A 24130-nucleotide genomic window follows, 5' to 3' on the forward strand; every position below is an offset into this window, starting at 1 on the left:
GGATCACAGTAACGATAAATCTGCGCCGCGTCATCAGAAAATTGCAAATTTACCACAAAATAGAGTGGCTTATCTGTGACATTCGGCGTGATCTTGCCGACACCCCCCGCATTCTGTGGTGCGAGGGGGCAATTTCGCTAGGGTTTGACGCGGCAAGCGGGGCGGTATCTCACCAATTGTCGCGGAACCAACGCACCGCGCGCTTCAGCGAGCGGGCAGGATAGCTTTCGGCAGGAATGTCGAAATCCCACCATTCATCTTGCGGATAAGCCGCAAACAGCGACAGACCAACCGATGTTGAAAACGCGGGGCCACAGGCCGATTGCGGCAAACCTTGCACCCGCATCGGGCGACCAAGCCGCACCTGATTGCCCAAAATGCGTGAGGCCAAACCATCAAGACCCGGCACCTGACTGCCCCCCCCTGTCAAAACAATACGCTGACTGGGCAGATGATCAAACCCTGCGGCATCAAGGCGGGCGCGCACCTCTTCAAGGATTTCCTCAACGCGCGGGCGCATCACGCCGATCAGTTCCGCACGGCTGACATGACGGCGGTCGTAATTCCAATCGCCTGTATTGCCCTGCAATTCGATCATTTCGCGATCATCCATGCCCGTGGCAACAAGCCCCCCAAAGCGGGTCTTGATCCGCTCGGCATGGGTCATGGGGATTTGCAACGCCTGCGAAATATCCGAGGTGACATGATCCCCGCCCATGCGCACGGTATCGGCATAGATCATATGCTTTTTCATGAAAATAGACAGGCCCGTGGCACCGCCGCCCATATCCACACAAGCCGCGCCCAATTCTTGTTCATCCTCGACAAGACTCGACACCCCCGCCACATAGGGCGAAGAGGCCAGACCTGCGAGTTCCAAATCACAGCGTTTCACGCAGTAGAGCAGCGCCTCAATGGCATTGGCCTCGACCGACAGAAGATGCATATCCACCGCCAGACGTTCGCCAACCTGACCACGGGGGTCGGATAGGCCTGTGCGATGATCCAATGAGAAATTGACAGGCTGCGCGTGCAAAACCTCGCGTCCTTCGCCCAAATCAGGCAAATCACAACTGGCCAAAGCGCGGGCCACATCATCATCTTGCACAGTCTTGTCTTGAACAATCGTCTCGCCCGCCATGCCATAGGAGCGCGGACGCGCCCCTGCAAAAGCCACCATGACGTGATCCACGCGGGTATGGGCCATTTTTTGCGCGGTCTGGACAGCGGTGCGAATGGCACGTTCGGTTTCTTGAACCGTGTCGATCTCGCCAAAACGCACACCGCGCGAGCGCGTTGTGCCCATGCCAATCACCCGAAAGGCAGACTGCCCCGCAAGGGCAGCTTGGCGATCTGTGGAATAGGCCATGCCCGTCTCATCAAACCGCAACACGAGGCAGGAGATTTTATAACTGCCCACATCCAAAACCGCCATGACACCGCGCTTGAGCGCCTCTTGGCGTTTGGCGCGCATTGCGCGCTGCATATGATACAGATTGTTCATCATCCTTGCCGTTCTCCACTCACCACCAACTGACCACGCAACATGTCGAAATTATCTTTGGCCTCTGCGCTGAGGCGTAATGTGGGCCGATCTGGCCTGCGCATATCTATACTGAGGATATCGCGGCTCAGGATATCCTGCGCCTGATCCAAGGCGATCACACGATCTAAGACAAAACTGGCATTTTCCTCGGGCAGCATAATCTTGCGCCCATCAGAAAGGATGACATCCCAGCGCCGCTCGCCCACACGCACGAAACCGCGCAACTGATCGGCCAAAGGGGCCGCGATACGCACAAGGTTCAAGGCCTCGCGCGCGGCAAGATCAGCCCCTTCCCCGCCGATCAACGGCAAGGCCTGCGAAATGGGTCGGCTGATCAAATCATCGATGACCACGCCATCGCCATCAATCAACAAGAACGCCTCGCGCGTTTGCCAGATCAATTCAGGCAGCCGCTCCTCAATGTCCAATTGCAAGACCCCATCTGCCGCGATGCGCAGTTGGGCGTTGCGCACTGCGGGCATGTCTTCGATCTGCGCCTTGATCTGGGGCAAATCGAGATCGAAGGAGGAGAGCGGGAAATCAAGCGACAAACGCCCGCGAATTTCATCGGCCAAAGCGGGACTTGCTCCATTCACTGACAACAGCGTCACCCGAAATTCTGGGCGCGCCTCAATGGTGCGGCGCAGATCTTCCACCTGCGCGGTCAGCTGATCCATATTGCGCGGGTTCGACAGATAGGCGGCGCTGCCCCCAACGATTATGATCAATGGCAGACCATAGCGCATAAAGACGCGAAAGACGGGCGTCAGCCAAAGGCGCTGAAAACGATAGGCCATCACCGATGGGGCGGGGTCGCGCTTTTGGCGCGGGCTTAAGGCGCTTGCGCCATGTTGCGGTGCGCTTGGGCGCTGCGCGGGGCCTAGCGGTCGCATGAGGCATCCTCCACCATCCAACGACACAGAGCGCCGAAACTGATCCCTGCGGCCTGCGCCTGTTCGGGCGCCAGTGAGGTTGGGGTCATGCCGGGTTGCGTATTGACCTCAAGCATCACCAAACCAGCCAAGCCGCGCGTATGGTCCCACCGGAAATCGCTGCGCGAGACCCCCCGCAGACCCAGCGCGCGATGCGCGGCAATCGCCATATCAAGGCAGGCTTGCGTAATCTCAGCGGGAATATCGGCAGGGATCACATGACGCGACCCGCCGGGCTTGTATTTGGCATCGTAATCATACCACCCTGTCGTGATGATCTCGGTCACGCCAAGGGCGCGATCCCCCATCACTGTGGTGGTCAATTCACGACCAGGCGCATAGGTTTCCACCATCACCTGATCTGGCATCTCAGGGCCAAGCACGGGGGGGGTATCGGCCCCGTCCATCACCAGATACACCCCGACAGAACTGCCCTCGTTATTGGGCTTTACCACATAGGGCGGCGGCATCACATGGGCGCGCGCGACATCGTCCCGCGCCACGATCTGGCTGTCCATCACGGGCAGGTTTGCGGCGCGCAACACATCTTTGGTGCGCTGTTTATCCATGGCAAGCGCAGAGGCCAAAACACCCGAATGGGTGTAGGGCAGACGCATCCATTCCAACATGCCTTGCACCACCCCATCTTCGCCAAAGCGGCCATGAAGCGCGTTGAACACAACATCAGGAGAAATGTCAGACAGACGCATAGCCAAATCGGGGCCTGCATCGACCTCGATCACCTCATAGCCTTCGCCCGCCAGTGCCTTGGCACATTCGCGCCCCGATGAAAGGGACACCTCGCGCTCTGCCGAGGGGCCACCCATCAATAACGCAATACGGGGGGATGCTTTTGCAGCAGAACCGCCCAAATCTTGCCTCTTGCCTCAATCGGCCTTCAGGGTCTTTGCGCCCCTTGGCCACCGCGTTGCCCGCATCTATGCGGCGGGCTGTTATTGGCGCGCTTTTGATCCGTTACGGATCACCCACACGCATAATTTCCCATTCTAGCTGCAATCCGCTGTTTTGGAAAACCTTTTTTCGCACATATTCGCCCAAATCTTCCAATTCTTTGGCGGTGGCCCCGCCTGCATTGGTCAGGAAGTTGGGATGTTTCTCATTCATCACCGCGCCGCCCAGACGATACCCGCGCAGACCTGCATCTTCGATCAGCTTCCACGCTTTCATCTCGTGGCTGTCATCGGCGCGCCCAGTCGAGGAAAACCCCGCAGGGTTGCGAAAGGTCGAACCTGCGGTGCGGTCTTTGGTCGGCTGGCTGGCATCGCGGCGCGCCAGTTGGTCGTCCATCTTGGCGGCAAGATCATCGGGTTTGGCGCGCGGCGCGGTGAACCGCGCCTCGATCAAGATCAGATCAGGGTCAAGCCCCGTCTGGCGATAGGCGAATTGGAAGTCATCAGGGGCAAGCGTAACCACCCTGCCCGCCCGCGTCACGGCGCGCGCTGTGGTCAAATGATCCGCCACATAGGCCCCATAGCAGCCCGCATTCATGCGGCAAGCCCCGCCGATGGTGCCAGGAATGGTGCGCAGAAAGGTCAGGTCTAACCCCGCCTCGCCCGCGCGCCGCGCGACATGGGCATCAAGCGCCGCCGCCCCCGCAATGACCTGATCCCCTTCGATGCGAATATCGTTAAACCCGCGCCCCAAACGGATCACCACACCGCGCATCCCGCCATCGCGGATGATGAGGTTCGAGCCCACCCCAATGGGAAAAACAGGAATGGCAGGGTCAAGCGCAGCAAGGAAGGATTGCAGATCGTCAAGATCCGCAGGCTGAAACAGATACTCCGCAGGCCCACCCACGCGCAGCCAAGTCAGATCCGCCAAAGGGCGATCTGGGGTCAAAGTGCCGCGCGGGATTGGAAGGCGGTGGGTCATATCGGGGGAAGTAGCGGTTGCGATTCCCCCGCGCAAGGGTTTTGGCAGAGAGGTAGGAGTTTGGCCCCCCTTTAAGGTTTTGTCGCGCACAGCCCGAGGAGTGGGCCATCCCGCACCCCCGTCAGGGTTTTGTGGTTAGGCTGCCGCGATCATTTAGTTGGACAAGTTCGTCACACTTTCAACGATATCGCCAAGGGCATTAGCCGCGTTTCCAATCTTCACCGTCCCATCAGCAAGTTTCCCAATTTGAGGCGCCCGCTTCTGCCAAAACCTCAACAATGCCAAACCCGTGGCACCCGTTGCCTCTGCGAATCGCTGATCGAAAATTTCACGCATTTGATCGTCTGACGCCTGAAAGACGCGCGCGCGCCATTCGAATAACTCGCGCAACATATCAGCCAAGATCGCCTGCCCCTCTGAATCAAGTGGAACCTGCTCAGAAGAAATTGTCCTTATTTCATGGATCTTTTGGTCGAATAAGCTCAAGACGGCGTCTCGGTCCAACTGGTCCCATGACAACTGTGAGAGCGGCGCAAGCGCAGCAAAGGCGGGGCCGAAATGGGTCCGAAACACCCCTCGCAACCCTGTGACCGCATCCGCCAAAATAGTGATTAATGACGCACTCAGGTCACCCGCGTGTTGGGGATCCCCCATGAACATCTCAAGAGACTTGGCGCGCTCCATGAGCAATCGCACGCGCAAGTGATTTAGGTCCTCAATGCGTCTTAACTCATCCAATAATTTAACTGCGGCAATGCGCGTCACCCCTGCGGTGTTGCTACCACCGCCCATGTTGGCAGTGTAGTCAACAAAATCTTGAAGCCGATCCCGCGCTTCCTCTGCATCATCAAGAAAACGTCTATTTGCCTTAGGGTCGCGAAGGTGCGCCGCGTCATCGCCTATACCAACGATACGCATCATTCGTGCTATCTGATCGAAGGTATAATCAAATGGAATAGCACGCGAGATAGCAAACCCCTCCATCACCCCCGCGATACGATCCAGAACCTCCGTATCCGTCCCCGTCCAAAACGCCTCGTCCTTCTGCGCCAATTCGGTCAGAAGCGGCCAGTTCTGCGGGCGGGCGTGAAGGGCGTTTTCGTAGAGGTCTTTGAAGACGGACCATGCGCGGTGACGATCAAACAGAGGGGCAGCTTCTGCCCATATTGTAGCAAGCGGGTCTTCACCAATTGGCCATAGTGGTAAATGAAGAAATTCCTGACCCTCTTCAAAGGATATAGCATCGGAGACTATTACCGATAGGGGATTGCAATTATCGTCTTTAATTGAAAAAATAGGCGCACTTAGCGAATAAGAAAGTAGCACAGATTCAGTACACCCTAGCGCATCTTGGGTTGCACGCACTGCTCTGGAAGTTGTGTTTTCCCGCAACGCACATGCCGCAGCTTCAAAAGCTACTTTGCCTGTAATAGCCGCCAGAACTGGGTATTTACTAAAATCTTCTGGGAGCCTAAATGCAATCTTCATTAAAGGAGTTGAAAAGTCATATACCCTCTCCCCATTTGCACAGGGCTGTGACAGCACAAGCATGAAGATATAACATCTCAAACCATTGAAAAAATGCGGGCCACGCGAATCTTCGGACTCCTTTCCGTTTAGATGAGCGCAACATTCCGCCCAAACTGGGAACAGCCGCAGCGCGGCGCGAGCGACAATCAGCGGCGCGACCTGCAATGCCTGCTCCTCAGGCAGCCCATTCAGCCACGCCTCTAGATCATCTGCCGTTTGAATCTCTTCCGCCTTCATGCAGCCAAACCCCTGACCCCGTTACCCGAGTCAAGAGTGGCCCAATTCAGACCTAAATAGCAAACCTATTTCTGCAGCCGCCCCACAAGGCCATGCGCCCATGCGCTGATCGTGCCTGCGCCGAGGCAGACCACGATATCGCCCGCTTTGGCCTCGGCGCGCACCAGTGCCTCGAGCGCGTCTTCGCTGTCGACTGCATGCGCGTTGCGGTGGCCGTGGCGGGTGAGGCCCGCGACCAGATCATCGCGGGATGCGCCCGCAATGGGCGCCTCGCCTGCGGCGTAAACCTCGGCAATGCCCACCACATCGGCATCGTTAAAGCAGCTGCAAAAATCCTCGAACAGGGAGGAGAGGCGCGTATAGCGATGGGGTTGATGCACCGCGATCACGCGCCCCTCGCTGGCCTGCCTTGCGGCGCGCAAAACGGCCGCGATTTCCACGGGGTGGTGGCCGTAATCATCGATGATGGTCACGCCCCCCACCTCGCCCAATTTGGTGAAGCGGCGGTTGACCCCCTTGAAGCCCGCAAGGGCCGCGCGGATTTCATCCGATTTCATGCCCAAATGGCGCGCCACGGCCACGGCGGCCAGCGCGTTTGAGACATTGTGATCGCCGGGCATAGGCAGGGTGCAGCCCGCAATCACCCGATCCTCGCCACGCAGTGCGATGTCGAAATGCGCGACACCCTTGAGGTAATGCAAGCCCACCGCGCGCACATCGGCCTGCGCGTTGAACCCATATGTCACCACGCGGCGATCCGTGACGCGCCCAACCAGTGCCTGCACCTCGGCATGGTCGGTGCAGCAGACCGCGAGCCCGTAAAAGGGGATATTCGAGACGAAATCGTAAAAGCCTTTGCGCAGATTCTCGATTGTGCCCCAATGTTCCATATGTTCGGGGTCGATATTGGTGACGATGGCGATGGTGGCGGGTAGGCGGTTGAAGGTGCCATCCGATTCATCGGCCTCGACCACCATCCATTCGCCTTGGCCCACGCGGGCGTTTGAGCCATAAGCGTGGATGATGCCGCCATTGATCACAGTGGGGTCAATGCCGCCCGCATCGAGCAGGGTCGCCACGAGGGTGGTGGTGGTCGTTTTGCCATGCGTGCCTGCAATCGCCACATTCGAGCGCAGGCGCATCAATTCGGCCAACATCTCGGCACGGCGCACCATCGGCAAGCCCCGCGCGCGGGCCGCGTCAAATTCAGGATTGCCGGGTTTGATGGCGGAGGAGATCACAACCACTTCGGCCCCATCCAAATTTTCTGCCGCCTGTCCGATAAAAATCCGCGCGCCCAATGCCGCAAGCCGTTCGGTGATCTTGCTTTCCTTCAGGTCAGAGCCCTGCACCGCATAGCCGTGGTTCAATAGCACCTCAGCAATACCCGACATGCCAATGCCGCCAATGCCTGTGAAATGGATCGGCCCAAGCTGTGTGGGCAGTTTTGTGGCGGCGGCGTTCATGATCTTCCTTTCGCTGCAATTTCCTCGACCATCGCAACAAGACGATCGGTGGCATCTGGCACGGATTGCGCAAGCGCGGCATTTGCCATGGCTTGGGCCTGTGCGGGGTCGGCCAAAACCTCAAGCATGGCTTCTGATAGGCTGTCGGCGTTCAGCTCATGTTCCGCAATCGCAAGGCTGGCCCCTGCGGCGACCATAGGGCCGGCATTGGCGGTTTGATGATCTGCGGTGGCGGCGGCAAAGGGGATGAAAATCGCAGGCCGCCCAATGACCGAAATATCCGCAACCGAGGACGCGCCTGCGCGGCTGATCACCAATTGCGCCTCCGCGATCCGGCGAGGAATATCATCGAAAAACGGCTGCACCTCGGCGGTGACACCTAAATAATCATAGGCACGGATGACGCGATCAATATCCTCGGGGCGGGCCTGTTGGGCCACGCGCAAGCGCGCCAAAATTCCTTTGGGCAGTTTCGCCACCGCATTTGGCACAATTTCAGACAGGATACGCGCGCCTTGGCTGCCACCGATGATCACAAGTGACAGGGGCCAATCGCCGGGCGGTGTATAAACGGCGCCTGCGCGCGCCATCACCGCAGCCCGCACAGGGTTGCCGATATGATCCGCCTGTGTGCCCTCAGGCAGGCGCGTGGGCCATGTGCCACAGGCCACCCGATCCACGCGCCGCGCAAACAGATGATTGACGCGACCAAGGACGCCATTTTGCTCATGCAAGGCCCGCGGACGCCGCGCAATCCACGCCGCGGCCAATGCGGGAATGGTGGGATAACCGCCAAAGCCTATGACAATATCGGGCTGAAGGCGGCGCTGCAGCATCAAGGCCGATAGAATACCCCCCAAGATTTTAAAGGGCGCCTTAAGTTTATCGGCCAGCCCCCCTTGGGCGAATGTGGCCGCCGCCACTGTTTGCACAGACACCACATGGGGAAATCCCCCCGCATAGCGCGCACCGCGCGCATCTGTCGAAAGCGTCACCTGCCACCCCTGCCGCACCAAGGCCTCGGCCAAAGCTTGGGCGGGGAACATATGCCCCCCCGTTCCCCCTGCCGCGATGATAGCGTGACGCGCGCCTCCAGTCCCCATCGGATCAACGCCCCCGTTTGCTAAAGATATCGGCCAAATCACCCTGTGGCCGCGCACGGGTAAAGGCCAAAATCATCCCCATCGCAAGACCTGTTGCAAGGATAGAAGACCCGCCATAGGACACAAAGGGCAAGGTCATGCCCTTTGCAGGCAAAAGCCGCACCGCAACGCCCATGTTAATAAAGGCCTGTAGCGCGAACATGGTCACAAGACCCGTGCCTGCAAGGCGGATGAACGGGTCGCGTTCTTTAAGCAAACGCAGGAAACTGCGAAAGGCGATTGCTGCGAAGAGGGCGATGATGATCAACACAAGGATCACACCATATTCTTCGGCAGCGACCGCGATAATGAAATCGGTATGCGCGTCAGGCAATGTCCATTTCACAGCACCCTCGCCCAAGCCTGCGCCAAAAAACCCACCTTCACGGATTGCATTGGCCGCATAAGCAAGCTGGGTGTTTGGCGCCACTTCGGCGCTGAGGAACCCATCAATACGGCGCGCAAAATGCTCGGAGGCATGATAGGCAAAGATACCCCCGACCCCTGCAAGCGCCACAACGCTGACCATGAGAATAATGGGCGCGCCTGCAACGAAATAGATCACGCACCACCCCATCAAGATCAGGGCCGCCTGACCGAAATCAGGCTGCATCACCAAAATGCCAACAATGAGAATGGTCAATCCGAAGGACAGGCGCTTGCCTGGTGGGCCTGCCAATTCTTGGCTTGCGGCGACCATCCAAGCGACTGTGACAATGTAGAGAGGTTTCAGAAATTCGGATGGCTGCACCGAAGCAAACCCAAGCGAATACCACCGCACAGCGCCTTGCCCAAAATCAGTGCCAAAAATCGGCAGCGCCACAAGGGATAGAAACGCGCCACCAAACCCCACCACCGCAAAGCGGCGCAGCATGAGCGGCGGCAGCATCGACACTAACAGCATCCCAATCATCGCCGCACCGCCAAAGATGGCTTGGCGTGTTACATAGTGAAAGGGCGGATGACCATTGCGTTCGGCCAAAGGTGGCGATGCGGCAAAGCCCAATAACAGGCCAATCGCAAAAAGTGCCAAAATGCAGCCTATTGTGCCGCGATCAACAGTGCGCCACCAACGGGGCAAAACCGCTTCGCCTGATTGCACAAGAACTGTGCCATGCGCCATTTCTGTCATGGGATATACCGCCCGATACTGCCTCAACCGCCCGATTTTTCGGGTCTCATGGGCAAATTAGCGAAATTTATTCCCGAAAGCCAGAGAAAGCCGCATCAGCCCTACGATTGCGCAAGAACTTGCGCAACTTGGGCGGCAAAATCATCGCCCCGCTTCTCAAAATTGTCGTATTGATCAAAACTAGCGGCGGCAGGGGCCAATAGAACTACATCGCCCGGCTCGGCCTCGGCGACAGCGCGGGCCACGGCGGTGGCCATATCGGTGCAAATCTCTTTGGGAAGATCCCCCAAATTCAAGGCAAATTTTGCAGCTTCGCGCCCGATGACATAGGCCTTTTTGACCGAGCCGAAATGTGGCCGTGCCACATCAAGCCCGCCCTCTTTCTCAAGCCCGCCACAAATCCAACGGATGGCAGGATAAGCGGCAAGCGCCTTGGCGGCGGCATCAGCATTGGTGGCCTTACTGTCATTGACGAAACGCACACCGCGCAGTTCGCCCAAAACCTGACTGCGATGCGGCAGGCCCTTGAAGGAATGCAACGCGTCCTCGATCACGCGCGGCGCAAGGCCAAGCGCGCGCGCCACCGCATAGGCCGCGCAGGCGTTTTGATGGTTATGCGCGCCCGCAAGCCCCGCGATATCGCGCAAATCAATAGAGGCCACCTGACGCCCCTTGCGCCATTCCGACAGCCAGCCTTTACGGGCAAAGACATCCCAATTCGTGCCGTCTAATTTCTGCGCAGAGGAGATGCGGATCACCCGATCATCCCCTGCCCCTTGGGTCAGTTGATTGGACAAGGACAGCCCTTCAACCTCATCAATCCCAATCACGGCGCGATCTGGGCCACCTTCGGCAAAAAGCCTGCGCTTGGCCGCATAATAGCCCCCCATCCCACCATGACGATCCAAATGATCTGCTGACAGGTTGGTAAAGACCGCGATATCGGGTGTCAGGGCGCGGGCAAGCTCGGTTTGGTAGGAGGATAATTCCAACACGACCACCCCCCCATCTTCGGGCGGATCAATATCCAAAACACCGCGCCCAATATTGCCCGCAAGCTGCACAGATAAGCCCGCAACATCCAAAATATGGGCGATTAGCGCCGAGGTGGTCGATTTCCCGTTTGACCCTGTCACCGCGACCACGCGCGGGGGGCGGTCAAATTGCGCCCAATCCGCCTGACCAAGCGCCGCGAAAAACAGGCCCACATCATTATCAACAGGCACATTGGCGCGATAGGCGGCCAAAATTGCGGGATGCGGCGCAGGGTAGAGGTTGGGGATACCGGGCGAGGTGATCAGGCGCGACACGCCCTCAAAAGCGCCTGCCTTTGTTAGATCAGTGACCACAAACCCATCCGCCTCGGCGCGCGCGCGCGCCTCTTGCCCATCATCCCAAACAAGCGCAATGGCCCCACCCGCTTGCAGCGCCCGCGCTGTGGCAAGACCTGAACGGCCCAAGCCCAAAACAGCGATTTTTTGACCTGAAAACCCAGTGACGGGGATCATCTGACCGCTCCTTGCTTTGTTAGCGCAGTTTCAATGTCGCAAGGCCAATCAGCGCAAGGATAAGGGAAATGATCCAGAAGCGGATCACCACTTGCGGCTCAGCCCAGCCTTTTTTCTCAAAATGGTGATGGATGGGGGCCATCAAGAACACGCGTTTGCCTGTGCGTTTGAAATAGAGAACTTGGATAATCACGCTCATCGCTTCGGCCACGAACAAGCCGCCCACGATGGCCAAAACAATTTCGTGCTTTGTGGCAACGGCAATGGCGCCCAAAGCACCGCCCAAGGCGAGCGAGCCTGTATCCCCCATAAACACGGCCGCGGGCGGGGCATTATACCACAAGAACCCAAGACCGCCGCCGATCAGGCCCGCGCAAAACACCAGCAATTCGCCCGTTCCCGGCACGTAATGCACATCAAGATATTCCGTGAAATCGACCCGCCCCACCGCATAGGCAATCACCCCAAGCGTGGCCGCGGCGATCATCACGGGCATGATCGCCAAGCCATCCAAACCATCGGTCAGGTTGACGGCATTGGCGCTGCCCACAATGACAATCATTGCAAAGGGGATAAAGACATAGCCCAGATTGATCAGCACATCTTTGAACACAGGCACGGCCAGTTGCAGCGTCAGATCATCAGGGTGCAAAGCTGAGGCCGCAATGCTGGCCACAGCCGCGATCACAAAGCCAAGCGCCAAGCGCAATTTGCCCGAAAGCCCCGCCGTGGTTTGGCGGCTGACCTTGGCCCAATCATCCGCCAGACCGATCAGGCCAAAGGCCACAGTCACCCCCAAGACAATCCAAACAAAGCCATTATCAAGCCGCGCCCAAAGCAGCGTGGACAGCGTCAGCGCCGCAAGGATCAGCAAGCCCCCCATCGTGGGCGTGCCTGCCTTGGTTGCGATATGATGCGCAGGCCCATCTTCCCGAATGGGTTGTCCCTTGGCATAGCGGCGGCGCAGCGCGTTGATCAGGGGGCGGCCAAAGATAAAGCCAAAGATCAGCGCCGTGAAAAACGCGGCCCCTGCACGGAAGGTGATATAGCGGAACAGGTTAAAGAGGTCGCCGCCATCTGACAATTCGCTGAGCCAATACAACATATGGCGGTTCTCCCCTTAGCGTTCCTCAACGGATTGCCCGAGATTGCGCAATGCGTCAACCACGCGCGCAAGTTTTACGCTGTTTGAACCTTTCAGAAGGACAATATCGCCCTCCTCTAGGGTTTTGGGCAGGGCGCGCGCCATCTCATCGGCGGTTTCGCAATGCAGCCCGCGCTTGTCGCTTGGCAGGGCTTCGTGCAAATGTTCCATCAAGCCGCCCACTGTATGAATACGGTCGATCTTGGCGATACTTGGAAGATCAGCCAATTCTGCGTGCATCGCGGGGCCTTGTGCGCCCAATTCCAACATATCGCCCAAAACCGCCACACGGCGGCGTGCCTCTGCCGAAGCCAGAACATCAAGCGCGGCTGCGATAGAGGCAGGATTGGCGTTATAGGCATCATCTATCATTTCAATCTCGCCTGCATGGGCATGACGATTTGACAGGGTCAAACGCTCGCGGGTGCCGCGCCCTGTTACGGCCTGCCAATCCGACAAACCAAGGGCCGCAAGCGCCACATCCCCGCCCAAAGCAGCAACACTGGCCATAACGGCCACCGCATTCAGCGCCAAATGCCGCCCTGCGGTGTTCAGCTTAAACAGATGTGTGTCCCCGTCAAAGACCATCGAGACAATGGTGCGATCCTCGATAATCTCAACCGAAGCCAAGCGCGCCGCGGCGGTTTCGGCCTCGCCGAAACGAAGGACGCGGGCGGCACAGGCGGTTGCTTTGTCTTGCAAAATGGCGCTCGTCTCAACATCTGCATTAACAAGGGCGATCCCACCTGTCTCAAGCCCCTCATAGATGCTCGCCTTTTCATGGGCGATCCCCTCAAGACTGCCAAATGCCTCTAGATGTGCGGCGGCAACAGTGGTCACAATGGCCAAATGGGGCCGCGCCATGCGCGCCAAGGGGGCGATTTCGCCAGGGGCATTCATGCCGATTTCAATCACCGCGAAATCTGTCTCGCGCGGCATCCGCGCCAAAGTCAAAGGCACGCCCCAGTGATTGTTATAGGAGGCAACAGAAGCATGCACCCGCCCCAAGGGTGCGAGGGCTGCGCGCATCATTTCTTTACTGGTGGTTTTGCCAACCGACCCCGTAATGGCAACCACCTGCCCCGTCATCCGCGCGCGCCCTGCGCGCCCCAAATCCTCAAGCGCGGTTTGCACATCCTCTACAAGGATCAGGGGCGCATCTTGTGCAACGCCGTCAGGAATGCGGCTGACCAACGCGCCTGCGGCACCTTTGGCCAAGGCATCTGCCACAAAATCATGGCCATCGCGCGCGGCAGACAAGGCCACAAAGAAATCCCCTGCCATAAGGCTGCGGGTGTCAATCGAGATGCCTGTGACCTCAAAATCTGGCCCATGCGTGCGGCCATGGGTGGCTGCGGCAATCTCGGCTGATGTCCAAAGCGCGCTCATTGCTGACCCTCCAATGCGCTCACGGCAAGGCTTGCCTGTTCGAGATCATCGAACGGATACGTAACGTCACCGACGATCTGCCCTGTTTCATGCCCCTTGCCCGCAATCAAAAGCGCATCGCCTGGCGCCAAATCGGCCACGGCGCGCAAAATCGCTTCGGCGCGATCGCCGACCTCGCGGGCTTGCGGGCAGGCCTCAAGAATGGCGGCCCGAATGGCGGCGGGGTCTTCGCTGCGGGGGTTATCATCGGTGACAGTGATGCAATCTGCATGGGCGGCGGCCTCGGCCCCCATCAAAGGGCGCTTGGCGCGGTCGCGATCCCCGCCTGCACCAAAGACGAGATGAAGCCGCCCCATGACATGCGGTCTGAGCGCCAAAAGCGCCGTGCGCAACGCATCGGGCGTATGCGCATAATCGACAAAAACAGGCGCGCCATTGGCACGGGTTGCGGCAAGCTGCATTCGCCCGCGCACGCCTTGTAGGCGCGGCAGCGTAGCAAAAACCGCGTCAGGGGCGGCCCCTGCAGCAATCACCAAACCCGCCGCGACCAAGACATTCATGGCCTGAAACCCACCAATGAGGGACAGTCGCGCGCGATAGGGGTCATCTTGCCATGTAAAGAGTAAATCCTGACCCCGTTCATCCAAGCGCCGCGCCGTAATACGCAGGCGTGCATTTGGCGCATCCTCACCCACAGTGATCACTTCAATCTCTCGCGCTTCGGCGATGGCGGCAATGGCCGCCCCTTTGGGATCATCGAGATTGACCACGACAGTGCCATTTTCATCCAAAACTTGGCGAAAGAGGCGGGCTTTGGCTTCGAAATAGGCCTCCATCGTGCCGTGATAGTCAAGGTGATCTTGGGTGAAATTGGTAAAACCCGCCGCAGCCAAGCGCACACCGTCAAGGCGATGTTGATCAAGCCCGTGTGACGAGGCCTCCATCGCGGCATGGGTGACACCCGCCTCGGCCATATCGCGCAACAAGGCGTGTAAGGTCAAAGGATCGGGCGTTGTGTGGGTGCCTGCGGCGGCAAAACTGCCCTCCACGCCCGTGGTGCCGATATTCACCGCATCAAAACCCAAGGCGTTCCAAATCTGACGGGTAAAGCTTGCGACACTGGTTTTGCCATTGGTGCCTGTCACTGCGACCATGGTGTCGGGCTGCGCGCCAAACCAAAGGGCAGCAGCCTGCGCCAATGCTGCGCGCGGCTCGGCCACGACAATCAGGCTGGCATTGTGATCAGCGGCAAGATCACCAATGATCTTTGCGCCCTCAGGGTCGGTTAAAATCGCCGAAGCCCCCGCGGCAAGCACCGCTTGCGCATAATTGGCCCCATGAGCATGACTGCCTGCAAGGGCGGCGAAGACCTCGCCCTGTTTGATCTTGCGGCTATCAAGACACAAACCCGTCACCGCCACATCCTCACCCCGCGTTGGGGTCAACCCAAGCGATGAAAGGCGGATTGTCTCATCGCGATGGGACGCAGGCATGGGTTAATCCTTTGGTCGGTTTGGCAAAATCACTCGATATGGCTCGATAGCTGAGAAACCCCACTTTGCGCAATCTCTGCTGCACCACGCGGCTGCAGATTCAGCAAAGGGCCTACGCGGCGTAGGATTTCTGCGGCCACTGGCGCAGCCGTCCATCCCGCGGTGCGGCGCGTCTCGCCAAGGGCGACAATTTCAGGTTCGTCCAAGGTGACGACAATCACATATTGCGGGTCACTCATTGGAAAGGCCCCTGCGAAGGTCGCAATCACGCGATCCTCGTAGTAGCCGCCCGATGGGTTGGGTTTATCGGCCGTGCCCGTTTTCCCGCCCATCTCATAGCCTTCGACTTCGGCAAGGCTGGCTGTGCCGCCATCGACCACGGCACGCATCATGGCACGGATTTGCGCAGAGGTATCTTCGGAAATGATGCGCGCCCCCGTCTGCGGCGCGCCCCGCTGTGCGATCAAGGTCGGCGCAACCCGCGTGCCACCATTGACCATCGCGGCAAATCCTGCCGCCAAATGCAAAGGCGATGTCGACAGACCATGGCCGTAGGATACAGTCATAGTTGAAAGGCGTTCCCATCTCGCAGGGATCATCGGGCGGCCCGTTGGGGCTTCGACAATCTCAAGGGGGGTTGGTTCAAGCAAACCCAAATCTTCGAGGAACAGGCGTTGGCGATCTGGCCCGATCTCATCAGCAATACGCGCCGTGCCGATATTTGACGAATGCACAATCACTTCAGTCGCGGTTTGGCGTGGCCCGTAATTGTGGAAGTCACGGATGTTGAACCCTGCAATCCGCAACGGACTTGTCGTGTCGATTGATGTCTCAGGCGTCACCATGTCCAATTCCAAGGCCTGCGCCATGGTGAAGATTTTGAACACAGACCCAAGCTCATACACGCCCTGCACCGCGCGATTAAAGAGCGGGCTTTGGCTCGGATCATTGCCCGATGTCAGCGGACGGGGCCGCGCATTGGGGTCAAAATCAGGCAGGCTTGCAAGGGAGATCACCTCGCCCGTATGGGCATCCATCAACACCGCCGAAGCGCCGCGCGCATTCATCAATCCCATGCCAGAGGCGAGAACTTCCTCGGTGGCGGATTGGATGGCCAAATCCATCGACAGGCGCAGCGGCGTATGTGCACGGGCAGGATCGCGCAATTCGGCGTCAAACTGCGCCTCAAGCCCCGCAACACCTACGATTTCTGCGGCATTCACGGCCTCTTGCCCAAACCCTGCGCCCCCCAAAACATGCGCGGCAATCGCGCCATTGGGGTAAAGCCGAATTTCGCGCGGGCCAAAGAGCAAGCCAGGCTCGCCCAGATCATGCACCGCTTGTTCCTGCTCGGGGCTGATCGAGCGGCGCAGCCAAAGGAAGCGGCGCTCAGAGGTCAGTTGCGCGACCAAGCGGTCATAATCCATCTCAGGGAAGATTTCGACCAAACCTTCAGCCGCAGCAAGCGGGTCGACCATCTCGTGGGGGTGGGCGTAAAGCGCATTGGTCAAAAGATTAGTGGCCAAAATACGCCCCTGCCGATCGACAATATCCGCGCGGGCGGTCTGAATGGCGCTTGCAACAGAGGTCACACCAGGCTCTTGCGGTTCGGAGGCGGCCAAGGCGCCCATGCGCACGCCAACCGCGCCAAAGCCAAGCAAAAAGCACAGAGCCACGACCAAAATCCGCCCCTCGGCCCGCAAGCGCAATTTGTCCCGCTCCGCTTCGTGGCGTTGGCGCAGGTTTTCGCGCTCGATGTAATCGGGGTTTTCGCCCTTTTGGCGCGCTTCAATCACCCGTGACAACGGGCGCAAGGGGATGCGTTGACCGTTCATGGTTGATCCTCCTGCACGGCCTCATCCGACACAAGGCTTGCCTCCGTCAGCGCGGCCAGAGGATCAGGGAAAGACACTTCATGAATGGTGGCAAACTGATCTGGCTGCATCGGCAACAGCCCCAAGCGATCAAAATTCATATCGACCAACGCGCGCAAGCGATCAGGACGATTGAGAAAGGCCCATTCCGACCGCAAAATGGCAAGCCGTTCATGATGCGCGGCAATCTCGGCCTCTAGGCGCGCCACTTCGCGTTCGGCTTGCTGAGTTAGGATATTTTGCTGATAGGCCCAAAATCCAAGGCCAATAACGGCAATTGCTGTGAATAAGGACATCAAAGCGCGCATTATGTCACCTCTAACGGGGGCAGGCCCAAAGCACTAAAATCAAGGGGGGCGGGGGCGGCCTCCCCACTGCGCACAGCCAATCGCAATTTGGCCGAGCGCGCGCGGGGGTTCTGCGCGGCTTCCTCGGGGCTTGGTGCGATGGCCTTGCGGGTATTTTGCAGGAAACTGGGGGTTTGGCGCGCGCGCTCTGGGGCGTGGCGCGACCCGCCGCCGCCCGTATCGCTGCGCAATTGCATAAAGCGTTTGACCACCCGATCCTCCAATGAATGAAAGGTGACCACCGCCAAAATGCCGCCTTCGCGCAAGATACGCTCTGCGGCCAAAAGGCCCTTAACCAATTGGCCCAACTCATCATTCACCGCGATGCGCAAGGCCTGAAAGCTGCGCGTTGCGGGGTGGCTTTGATTGGGTTTGGGGCGCGGCAGGCAGCCCTCAACGATTTTGGCAAGGGCGGCAGTGGTGGTGATGCGCGCGCCTTTGCGCGCGGCAACAATCGCGCGGGCAATGCGCCGTGCGGCGCGTTCTTCGCCGTAATGATACAAAATATCCGCCAAATGCGCCTCGGGCGCCTCGTTCACCAGATCTTCGGCGGACATCCCTGCTTGGCTCATGCGCATATCAAGCGGGCCATCGCGCATGAATGAAAAGCCACGTTCGGCCAAATCAAGCTGCATAGACGAAACGCCCAGATCAAGCACGACGCCGTCAAGCGCATCATAGCCCACAGAACGGGCATGATCATCAAGATCGCCAAACTCGCCCGCAACCAATTTTAAACGGTCACCATATTGAGCGCGCCACGCTTCGGCCATCTCAAGCGCCAGAGGATCGCGGTCGACACCAATCACCGATGCCGCCCCCCGATCAAGCAAGCCACGGGCGTAGCCACCAGCGCCGAAAGTTCCATCGAGCCAGTCCCCAGACACGGGTGCGATCTCGGCCAAGATCCGATCCAATAGAACAGGGATATGCGGCCCCTCTGCCCTCGCGGGTTCGTTGAGCTTGGCCGCCGCCATGATCATACGCCCCCGTCATGATCCATCGCTCCAACACCACCAGCCACGAGGGACAGCGGATCAAAGAACTCGTCACCTTGGGCAAGACTGTCAATCAGCGCATCAATTTGCGCCTCGGCGTCTTTTGCATCGCTTGGGTTGAGGATGTGAAACTTGTCGCCCATGCCTTGAAACAGCGCCTCATCGGCAAGCGCGATCTTGTCGCGCGCGGCCTGAGGCAGAACCAAACGGCCCGTGTCATCCACGGTGGTTTCATCACATTTCTGATAATAGAGAAATTCCAAAGCGCGGCGCACAGGCGTGCCCAAGGGCGCGCGGCGGATCATCGCGTCAATTTGGTCAAAGGCGTCACCAGACAGACATTCAAGGTAATTCTTCGATTTGTCGCCATAGGCAATGTATAGGCGCGGAGAGGCGCCCGCCGTAGCCTTGGCATCGGAATTGGCAAGCACACGGCGAAACTTGACCGGAATCGAAATTCGGCCCTTTCCGTCCACCTTGTTCAGGCTCTCGCCCTGAAACCTGCGCTCCACTGCCCTGCCCTCGTTATGGCCCCAATGGCCGTTTCCCCGTCACATCTTCAAACTTTCCCGACCCGTGAAACGACAACGGCGGACCGAGACAGTTTTATGCCCGATCCGCCGCCCTCATCCCGTCATCGGGGGCCGATTGCGCAGCACATCTGGGGGGATGGTCTGCTCGCTTACGCAACGGCGCTTCAGCAATTGAGATGCCTGTATGAACACCTGCCTAGAGTTCTTTTTTTATTGTATGCGCCCGCCTGTTTCAGGTTCTGGGCGCGTCTCTTTTGCTGTGCCATCTTTGTCTCATGGAAATATTTCCCAATCAATCCCTTTTTTTGGGAATTTGCCCCAAGATGTGCCCCTGTAGGTCTGAAAATTGCAGCATCTTGTGCCAAAATGAAAAAACCACCCCTGCATGGGGTGGTTTGGAAAATCACAACCACAATATATTGATTTTTCGGGGTGGCCTGCGATTTGGGGCGAAATGGGGGAAATTTCCATCCAACCGCGCCAGATCTCGCAAAATCAGCGCATTTTCGCGCCCAATTACACGAATCACCTTTGGTTTTTAGGTGATTATGCCATGCCACCAGCCACAAGACGGGCGGCCAATTGTGCATAGGCCTCGGCGGCCGCGCCCTCGCTGGCGGCAATCGGCCTGCCGGCATCCCCCGCTAAGCGTGTTTCAAGGGAGATCGGCAAAGCACCCAAAAACGGCACGCCCATCTTTTCGGCCTCAGCCGCCACGCCGCCCTGCCCGAAGATATGCGCCTCATGCCCACATTCGGGGCAAACAAAGCCCGACATATTTTCGACCAGACCCAAAACGGGGGTCTTGAGGGTGGCAAACATATCAAGCGCCTTGCGCGCATCCAGAAGGGCCACATCCTGCGGGGTAGAGACAACAATCGCACCTGTCAGCTTTGATCGCTGGCACAGCGTCATTGCCACATCGCCCGTTCCAGGCGGCAGGTCGACCAACAGAATATCCAATTCGCCCCACTCAACTTGGGTCATCATTTGCTGCAACGCGCCCATCAACATAGGCCCGCGCCAAACAACAGCCTTTTCTTCGGGCAGCATCAGACCAATCGACATGAATGTGACGCCATGATTGTGCAAAGGCAGGATGGTTTTGCCATCAGGCGAAGCGGGGCGCTTGGTCAAACCCATCATGCGCGGCTGTGATGGCCCATAGATATCTGCATCCAACAGGCCCACTTTGCGCCCCTGCCGCGCAAGGGCCACGGCGAGGTTTGAAGATAATGTCGATTTTCCAACACCCCCTTTGCCCGATCCAATCGCGATGATCCGCGCAACGCCTTTGGGGTTCATCGGCTCCGATTGCGGCTTAGCATGCCCCCCGATTTTCAGACTTGGGGGGCCATCGGGCGCAGGTTTCGCAGAGTGCGGCGCTTGCTGAGGGGCTTGTTGCGGGGCTTGGGTCGGTGCGGTCAGGGCTATTGAAACAGCGCTCACCCCCGCCTGCGCCTCAAGGGCCTGTTGCAAGGCGGCCCGAAACCACTCGAGAGCGCGCGCCGCCTGCGGCGTTTCTGCTTCGATGATGAATGTGACGCGGCCATCTTCGACTCGCAACGCCCGAACCATATCGCGGGAAATCAGATTTCCGCCGTCTGGAAGGGCAAACTGTGCCAAAAATGCATCAACTTCTGCGCGGGTGATCTGCGACTTTCCGTCCGACATTGGGTGGCAACTCCACGTTTTGGCTCACTCGTCCTTATGTCGCGCGGCGCATGCGCGGCTGCAACCCCCTCTTTTGCTCAGAAAATAGGCAAAAAACACGAAAGTGACAAAATTATGAAATAGGTCAGCATTTGCTATGCATTTGCTGCATAGCAGAATTGATAAGAAGACCTATTGTGCAATCGCAGCAATTACCTACACACACCCGTGTAAGCCAACATGGCTTGGAACCAAAGCGCTTCGGATAACCCAACAGCGCGAGCGGTTATGAATATGAACTAAGGATTACTGAAATGGCCTATCTTGCCACACGCCACGCACCGAGCTTGAGCTTCGCCGAACGTCTGGGGGAAATGAAATCCCACCTGACCGCAGCGATCAAAGCCCGCCGCGTCTATCAGCGCACATTTGATGAGCTGAATAGCCTGAGCGACCGCGAGCTGGCCGATTTGGGCATCGCGCGCAGCAACCTGCGCAACATCGCCCTTGAGGCTGCTTACGGGCGTTACGCCTGAAACATAGGAACATCTCTCGCTTCTCCTCCTCCCTTGAAGCGCGGGATTTAGCGGGAACCACTTCCTCCTCCCTTAGTGGTTCTCGCAAGAACAAGGGTCGAAAGACCCGCAAGGACGCGCCCCTCCTCCTCCCTTGGGGCCGTATCACGGCAAGGATCCGCTCCTCCCTTAGGATCCGCGCCGCCACAACTGCGCCCTCTTCCTCCTCCCTTGGGGGTGTGGTTGAAAAAAAGAAGCGGTGATGCCTCCTCCTCCCTTGGCATCACCGCTTTTTTATTTTCGAAATGCTGAGATCAGCTGCGTTTAAAAGGGCAGATCGCCCGCGCTGTCCGCCGCAACAAGAAAGCGCGCCACCACTTTTTTCACGCCTGCCTTGTCAAAAGCCACATCAAGCTTGTCACCCTCAATCGCGGTAATTGCCCCATAGCCAAATTTTTGGTGAAAGACGCGCTCGCCCATATCAAAAGGAACCGTTGCCGCCTCGTCAAAACCCGCGCGCTTGCTTTCGCGGGGTTGGCTGAGGCCATATTCCCCCTGCCGCGCCTGCAGGCGCCGCCACCCCGGTGAATTATAGGCATCTGCCTGCGCTGCGCGGTTTGGCAGGTTCGAGGCGATCTGCATTTGAGAAACAGGTGACGCTGACTGCCCCATTCCGTGGCTTTGATGACCATAAAGGCCTGGCGGGGTTAAAATCTCGACATGGGCTTCGGGCAATTCATCGATAAAGCGCGAGGGCATCTGGCTTTGCCATTGGCCATAAACACGGCGATTGCCCGCAAAGGAAATTGTGCATAGCTCCTCGGCCCGTGTGATACCCACATAGGCCAAGCGGCGCTCCTCCTCTAATCCTTTCATCCCTTCTTCATCCATCGCACGCTGGCTTGGGAACAGGCCGTCCTCCCAACCTGGCAAAAAGACTGCGGGATATTCCAGACCCTTCGCCGCGTGCAAAGTCATCAAGGTGACCTTGGCCTGACCATCATCTTGCTCATTATCCATGATAAGGCTGACATGTTCGAGAAAGCCTTGCAGGTTTTCGAATTGCTCAAGCGCCTTGACCAATTCCTTGAGGTTCTCAAGCCGCCCTGGGGCCTCGGGGGTTTTGTCGTTTTGCCACATGGCGGTGTAGCCCGACTCCTCCAAAATCGTTTCGGCCAATTCGATATGGCTCAGACCTTCGGGATTTTCGCGCTCGATCAGATCATCGGTGGCGGGGCCTGCAACCACCCCCTCGCGCAATAGATTGCGCCAATGGGCAATTTGCAGAACGAAACGGGCCAATTCCTTGCCGCCCTTGCCGCCAATCGCACCAGTTTCCACCGCCATTGCCGCCCCTTGCAAAAGGCTGACGCCATTGCGGCGAGCGATCTCATGGATGGTGGCCTGAGCCTTGTCGCCAAGCCCGCGTTTGGGGGTGTTCACGATCCGCTCAAAGGCCAGATCATCCTCAGGGCTGATCACGAGGCGGAAATAGGCCATGGCATCACGAATTTCTAACCGCTCGTAAAAGCGCGGGCCACCGATGACGCGATAGGGCAGACCAATGGTGAGGAAACGATCCTCAAAGGCGCGCATCTGATGGCTGGCGCGCACGAGAATGGCGATTTCCTCGGGGCCAATCGCGCGCAATCCGCGCGTGCCAATGCCAAGCGCCTCGATCTCCTCACCGATCCAGCGGGCCTCCTCCTGGCCATCCCAGTGGCCGATCAGACGCACAGGCGCGCCGTCCTCGCCTTCTGTCCACAGCTCCTTGCCAAGACGCTGCGAATTGCCCGCAATCACCGCAGAGGCGGCCTTTAGGATATGGCCTGTCGAGCGGTAATTCTGCTCAAGGCGGATTACGGCGGCACCTTTGAAATCTGCCTCAAAGCGCAGAATATTGCCCACCTCGGCCCCACGCCATCCGTAGATGGATTGGTCATCATCCCCCACCACGCAAAGATTGGAATGCCCCTGCGCCAAAAGACGCAGCCATAAATACTGGGCCACATTGGTGTCTTGGTATTCATCGACCAAAATAAAGGCGAACTGGCGCTGATACTGCTGCAACACATCTTCATGCGCCTGAAAGATGGTTACCATATGCAACAGCAAATCGCCAAAATCGCAGGCATTTAACGCGGCAAGGCGCTGTTGATAAAGCGCATATAGCTTTGGCCCCTTGCCGTTGAAGGCCCCACTTTCAGCGGCGGGCAGCGTATCGGGACGCCATGCGCGGTTTTTCCAATGATCGATGATGCCCGCCAACATCCGTGGCGGCCAGCGCTTTGCGTCAATGCCCTCGGCCTCGATCAATTGTTTCAGCAGGCGGATTTGATCATCCGTGTCCAAAATCGAGAAATTGGATTTCAGCCCAACCAATTCGGCATGGCGGCGCAAAAGTTTAACGCAGATCGAATGGAACGTGCCAAGCCAGGCCATGCCTTCGGTCGGATGACCAAGGGCCGCGCTGACGCGTTCGCGCATCTCGCGCGCGGCTTTGTTGGTGAAGGTTACGGCCAAAATACTGCGCGGCGTGGCGCGGTCTGTGGAGATCAAATGTGCAATCCGCGCGGTCAAGGCGCGGGTTTTGCCCGTGCCTGCGCCCGCCAACATCAACACGGGGCCGTCCAAGGTTTCTACGGCCTTGCGCTGCTCTGGGTTCAACCCCTCCAAATAGGGCATGGGCCGCAGAGCGGCGGCCCTCTGCGACAGGGGAACGGTGGCGGCAAGGGTGTTATTTTCAGAACTGCTCATGAGCGGAACCATAACGATATTCGCGCGGCTCGAAAAGA

General features: G+C 58.3%; 19 protein-coding genes. 1 reads left to right on the forward strand and 18 read right to left on the reverse strand.

Going from position 1 to position 24130, the window contains the following annotated elements:
• Window positions 1–169: 169 nt before the first annotated feature.
• From ftsA to RYZ18_RS04800, 17 genes are all read right to left on the reverse strand, one after another.
• Window positions 170–1504 (reverse strand): cell division protein FtsA, encoded by a 1335-nt coding sequence (gene ftsA / locus RYZ18_RS04720; protein WP_317655822.1) that lies wholly within the window; start codon window positions 1502–1504, stop codon window positions 170–172.
• Window positions 1504–2439, reverse strand: coding sequence for a cell division protein FtsQ/DivIB (locus tag RYZ18_RS04725; protein ID WP_317655220.1), 936 nt, complete (start codon window positions 2437–2439; stop codon window positions 1504–1506). The genes ftsA and RYZ18_RS04725 overlap by 1 nt, the downstream gene beginning before the upstream one ends.
• Window positions 2427–3305, reverse strand: coding sequence for a D-alanine--D-alanine ligase (locus RYZ18_RS04730; protein ID WP_411567074.1), 879 nt, complete (start codon window positions 3303–3305; stop codon window positions 2427–2429). Before RYZ18_RS04730 ends, RYZ18_RS04725 begins: the two co-directional genes overlap by 13 nt.
• Window positions 3306–3453: 148 nt before the next feature.
• On the reverse strand, window positions 3454–4374 hold the full coding sequence (gene murB, locus RYZ18_RS04735) for a UDP-N-acetylmuramate dehydrogenase (RefSeq protein ID WP_317655221.1): 921 nt from the start codon (window positions 4372–4374) through the stop codon (window positions 3454–3456).
• A gap of 153 nt (window positions 4375–4527) precedes the next feature.
• The gene (locus RYZ18_RS04740; protein WP_317655222.1) at window positions 4528–6141 is read right to left on the reverse strand and encodes a hypothetical protein; all 1614 of its coding nucleotides are present in this window, start codon (window positions 6139–6141) and stop codon (window positions 4528–4530) included.
• 65 nt (window positions 6142–6206) lie between these two features.
• Window positions 6207–7607 (reverse strand): UDP-N-acetylmuramate--L-alanine ligase, encoded by a 1401-nt coding sequence (murC, locus tag RYZ18_RS04745; RefSeq protein WP_317655223.1) that lies wholly within the window; start codon window positions 7605–7607, stop codon window positions 6207–6209.
• Window positions 7604–8710 carry a UDP-N-acetylglucosamine--N-acetylmuramyl-(pentapeptide) pyrophosphoryl-undecaprenol N-acetylglucosamine transferase gene (locus RYZ18_RS04750; RefSeq protein WP_317655224.1) on the reverse strand — a complete coding sequence of 369 codons (1107 nt, stop codon included), beginning with the start codon at window positions 8708–8710 and terminating at the stop codon, window positions 7604–7606. Before RYZ18_RS04750 ends, murC begins: the two co-directional genes overlap by 4 nt.
• Before the next feature lie 4 nt (window positions 8711–8714).
• Window positions 8715–9881 carry a putative peptidoglycan glycosyltransferase FtsW gene (locus RYZ18_RS04755; RefSeq protein WP_317655225.1) on the reverse strand — a complete coding sequence of 389 codons (1167 nt, stop codon included), beginning with the start codon at window positions 9879–9881 and terminating at the stop codon, window positions 8715–8717.
• Window positions 9882–9982: 101 nt separating this feature from the next.
• Window positions 9983–11389, reverse strand: coding sequence for a UDP-N-acetylmuramoyl-L-alanine--D-glutamate ligase (gene murD, locus RYZ18_RS04760; RefSeq protein ID WP_317655226.1), 1407 nt, complete (start codon window positions 11387–11389; stop codon window positions 9983–9985).
• A gap of 19 nt (window positions 11390–11408) precedes the next feature.
• Window positions 11409–12494 (reverse strand): phospho-N-acetylmuramoyl-pentapeptide-transferase, encoded by a 1086-nt coding sequence (gene mraY, locus RYZ18_RS04765; protein ID WP_317655227.1) that lies wholly within the window; start codon window positions 12492–12494, stop codon window positions 11409–11411.
• A 15-nt stretch (window positions 12495–12509) separates the two neighbouring features.
• A complete protein-coding gene (locus RYZ18_RS04770; RefSeq protein WP_317655228.1) occupies window positions 12510–13922 on the reverse strand; it encodes a UDP-N-acetylmuramoyl-tripeptide--D-alanyl-D-alanine ligase in 1413 nt (470 codons plus the stop codon).
• Window positions 13919–15415, reverse strand: coding sequence for a UDP-N-acetylmuramoyl-L-alanyl-D-glutamate--2,6-diaminopimelate ligase (locus tag RYZ18_RS04775; protein ID WP_317655229.1), 1497 nt, complete (start codon window positions 15413–15415; stop codon window positions 13919–13921). The genes RYZ18_RS04770 and RYZ18_RS04775 overlap by 4 nt, the downstream gene beginning before the upstream one ends.
• Before the next feature lie 29 nt (window positions 15416–15444).
• The gene (locus RYZ18_RS04780) at window positions 15445–17250 is read right to left on the reverse strand and encodes a penicillin-binding protein 2 (RefSeq protein WP_317655230.1); all 1806 of its coding nucleotides are present in this window, start codon (window positions 17248–17250) and stop codon (window positions 15445–15447) included.
• Window positions 17247–17585 carry a cell division protein FtsL gene (locus RYZ18_RS04785; protein WP_317655231.1) on the reverse strand — a complete coding sequence of 113 codons (339 nt, stop codon included), beginning with the start codon at window positions 17583–17585 and terminating at the stop codon, window positions 17247–17249. Before RYZ18_RS04785 ends, RYZ18_RS04780 begins: the two co-directional genes overlap by 4 nt.
• Window positions 17586–17596: 11 nt before the next feature.
• Window positions 17597–18613 (reverse strand): 16S rRNA (cytosine(1402)-N(4))-methyltransferase RsmH, encoded by a 1017-nt coding sequence (gene rsmH, locus RYZ18_RS04790; protein ID WP_317655232.1) that lies wholly within the window; start codon window positions 18611–18613, stop codon window positions 17597–17599.
• 2 nt (window positions 18614–18615) lie between these two features.
• On the reverse strand, window positions 18616–19146 hold the full coding sequence (locus RYZ18_RS04795) for a division/cell wall cluster transcriptional repressor MraZ (protein WP_317655233.1): 531 nt from the start codon (window positions 19144–19146) through the stop codon (window positions 18616–18618).
• Window positions 19147–19713: 567 nt separating this feature from the next.
• Window positions 19714–20841, reverse strand: coding sequence for an Mrp/NBP35 family ATP-binding protein (locus tag RYZ18_RS04800; protein WP_317655234.1), 1128 nt, complete (start codon window positions 20839–20841; stop codon window positions 19714–19716).
• A 293-nt stretch (window positions 20842–21134) separates the two neighbouring features.
• On the opposite strand from RYZ18_RS04800, the gene RYZ18_RS04805 reads away from it, so the two are divergent.
• Window positions 21135–21356, forward strand: coding sequence for a DUF1127 domain-containing protein (locus RYZ18_RS04805; protein ID WP_317655235.1), 222 nt, complete (start codon window positions 21135–21137; stop codon window positions 21354–21356).
• A gap of 303 nt (window positions 21357–21659) precedes the next feature.
• Here the strand turns inward: RYZ18_RS04805 and RYZ18_RS04810 are convergent, their stop codons facing one another.
• The gene (locus RYZ18_RS04810) at window positions 21660–24092 is read right to left on the reverse strand and encodes an ATP-dependent helicase (RefSeq protein ID WP_317655236.1); all 2433 of its coding nucleotides are present in this window, start codon (window positions 24090–24092) and stop codon (window positions 21660–21662) included.
• Between the last annotated feature and the right edge of the window lie 38 nt (window positions 24093–24130).

Origin of the sequence: Roseovarius sp. 10, from assembly GCF_033100315.1 — a bacterium.
Taxonomy (GTDB): domain Bacteria; phylum Pseudomonadota; class Alphaproteobacteria; order Rhodobacterales; family Rhodobacteraceae; genus M30B80.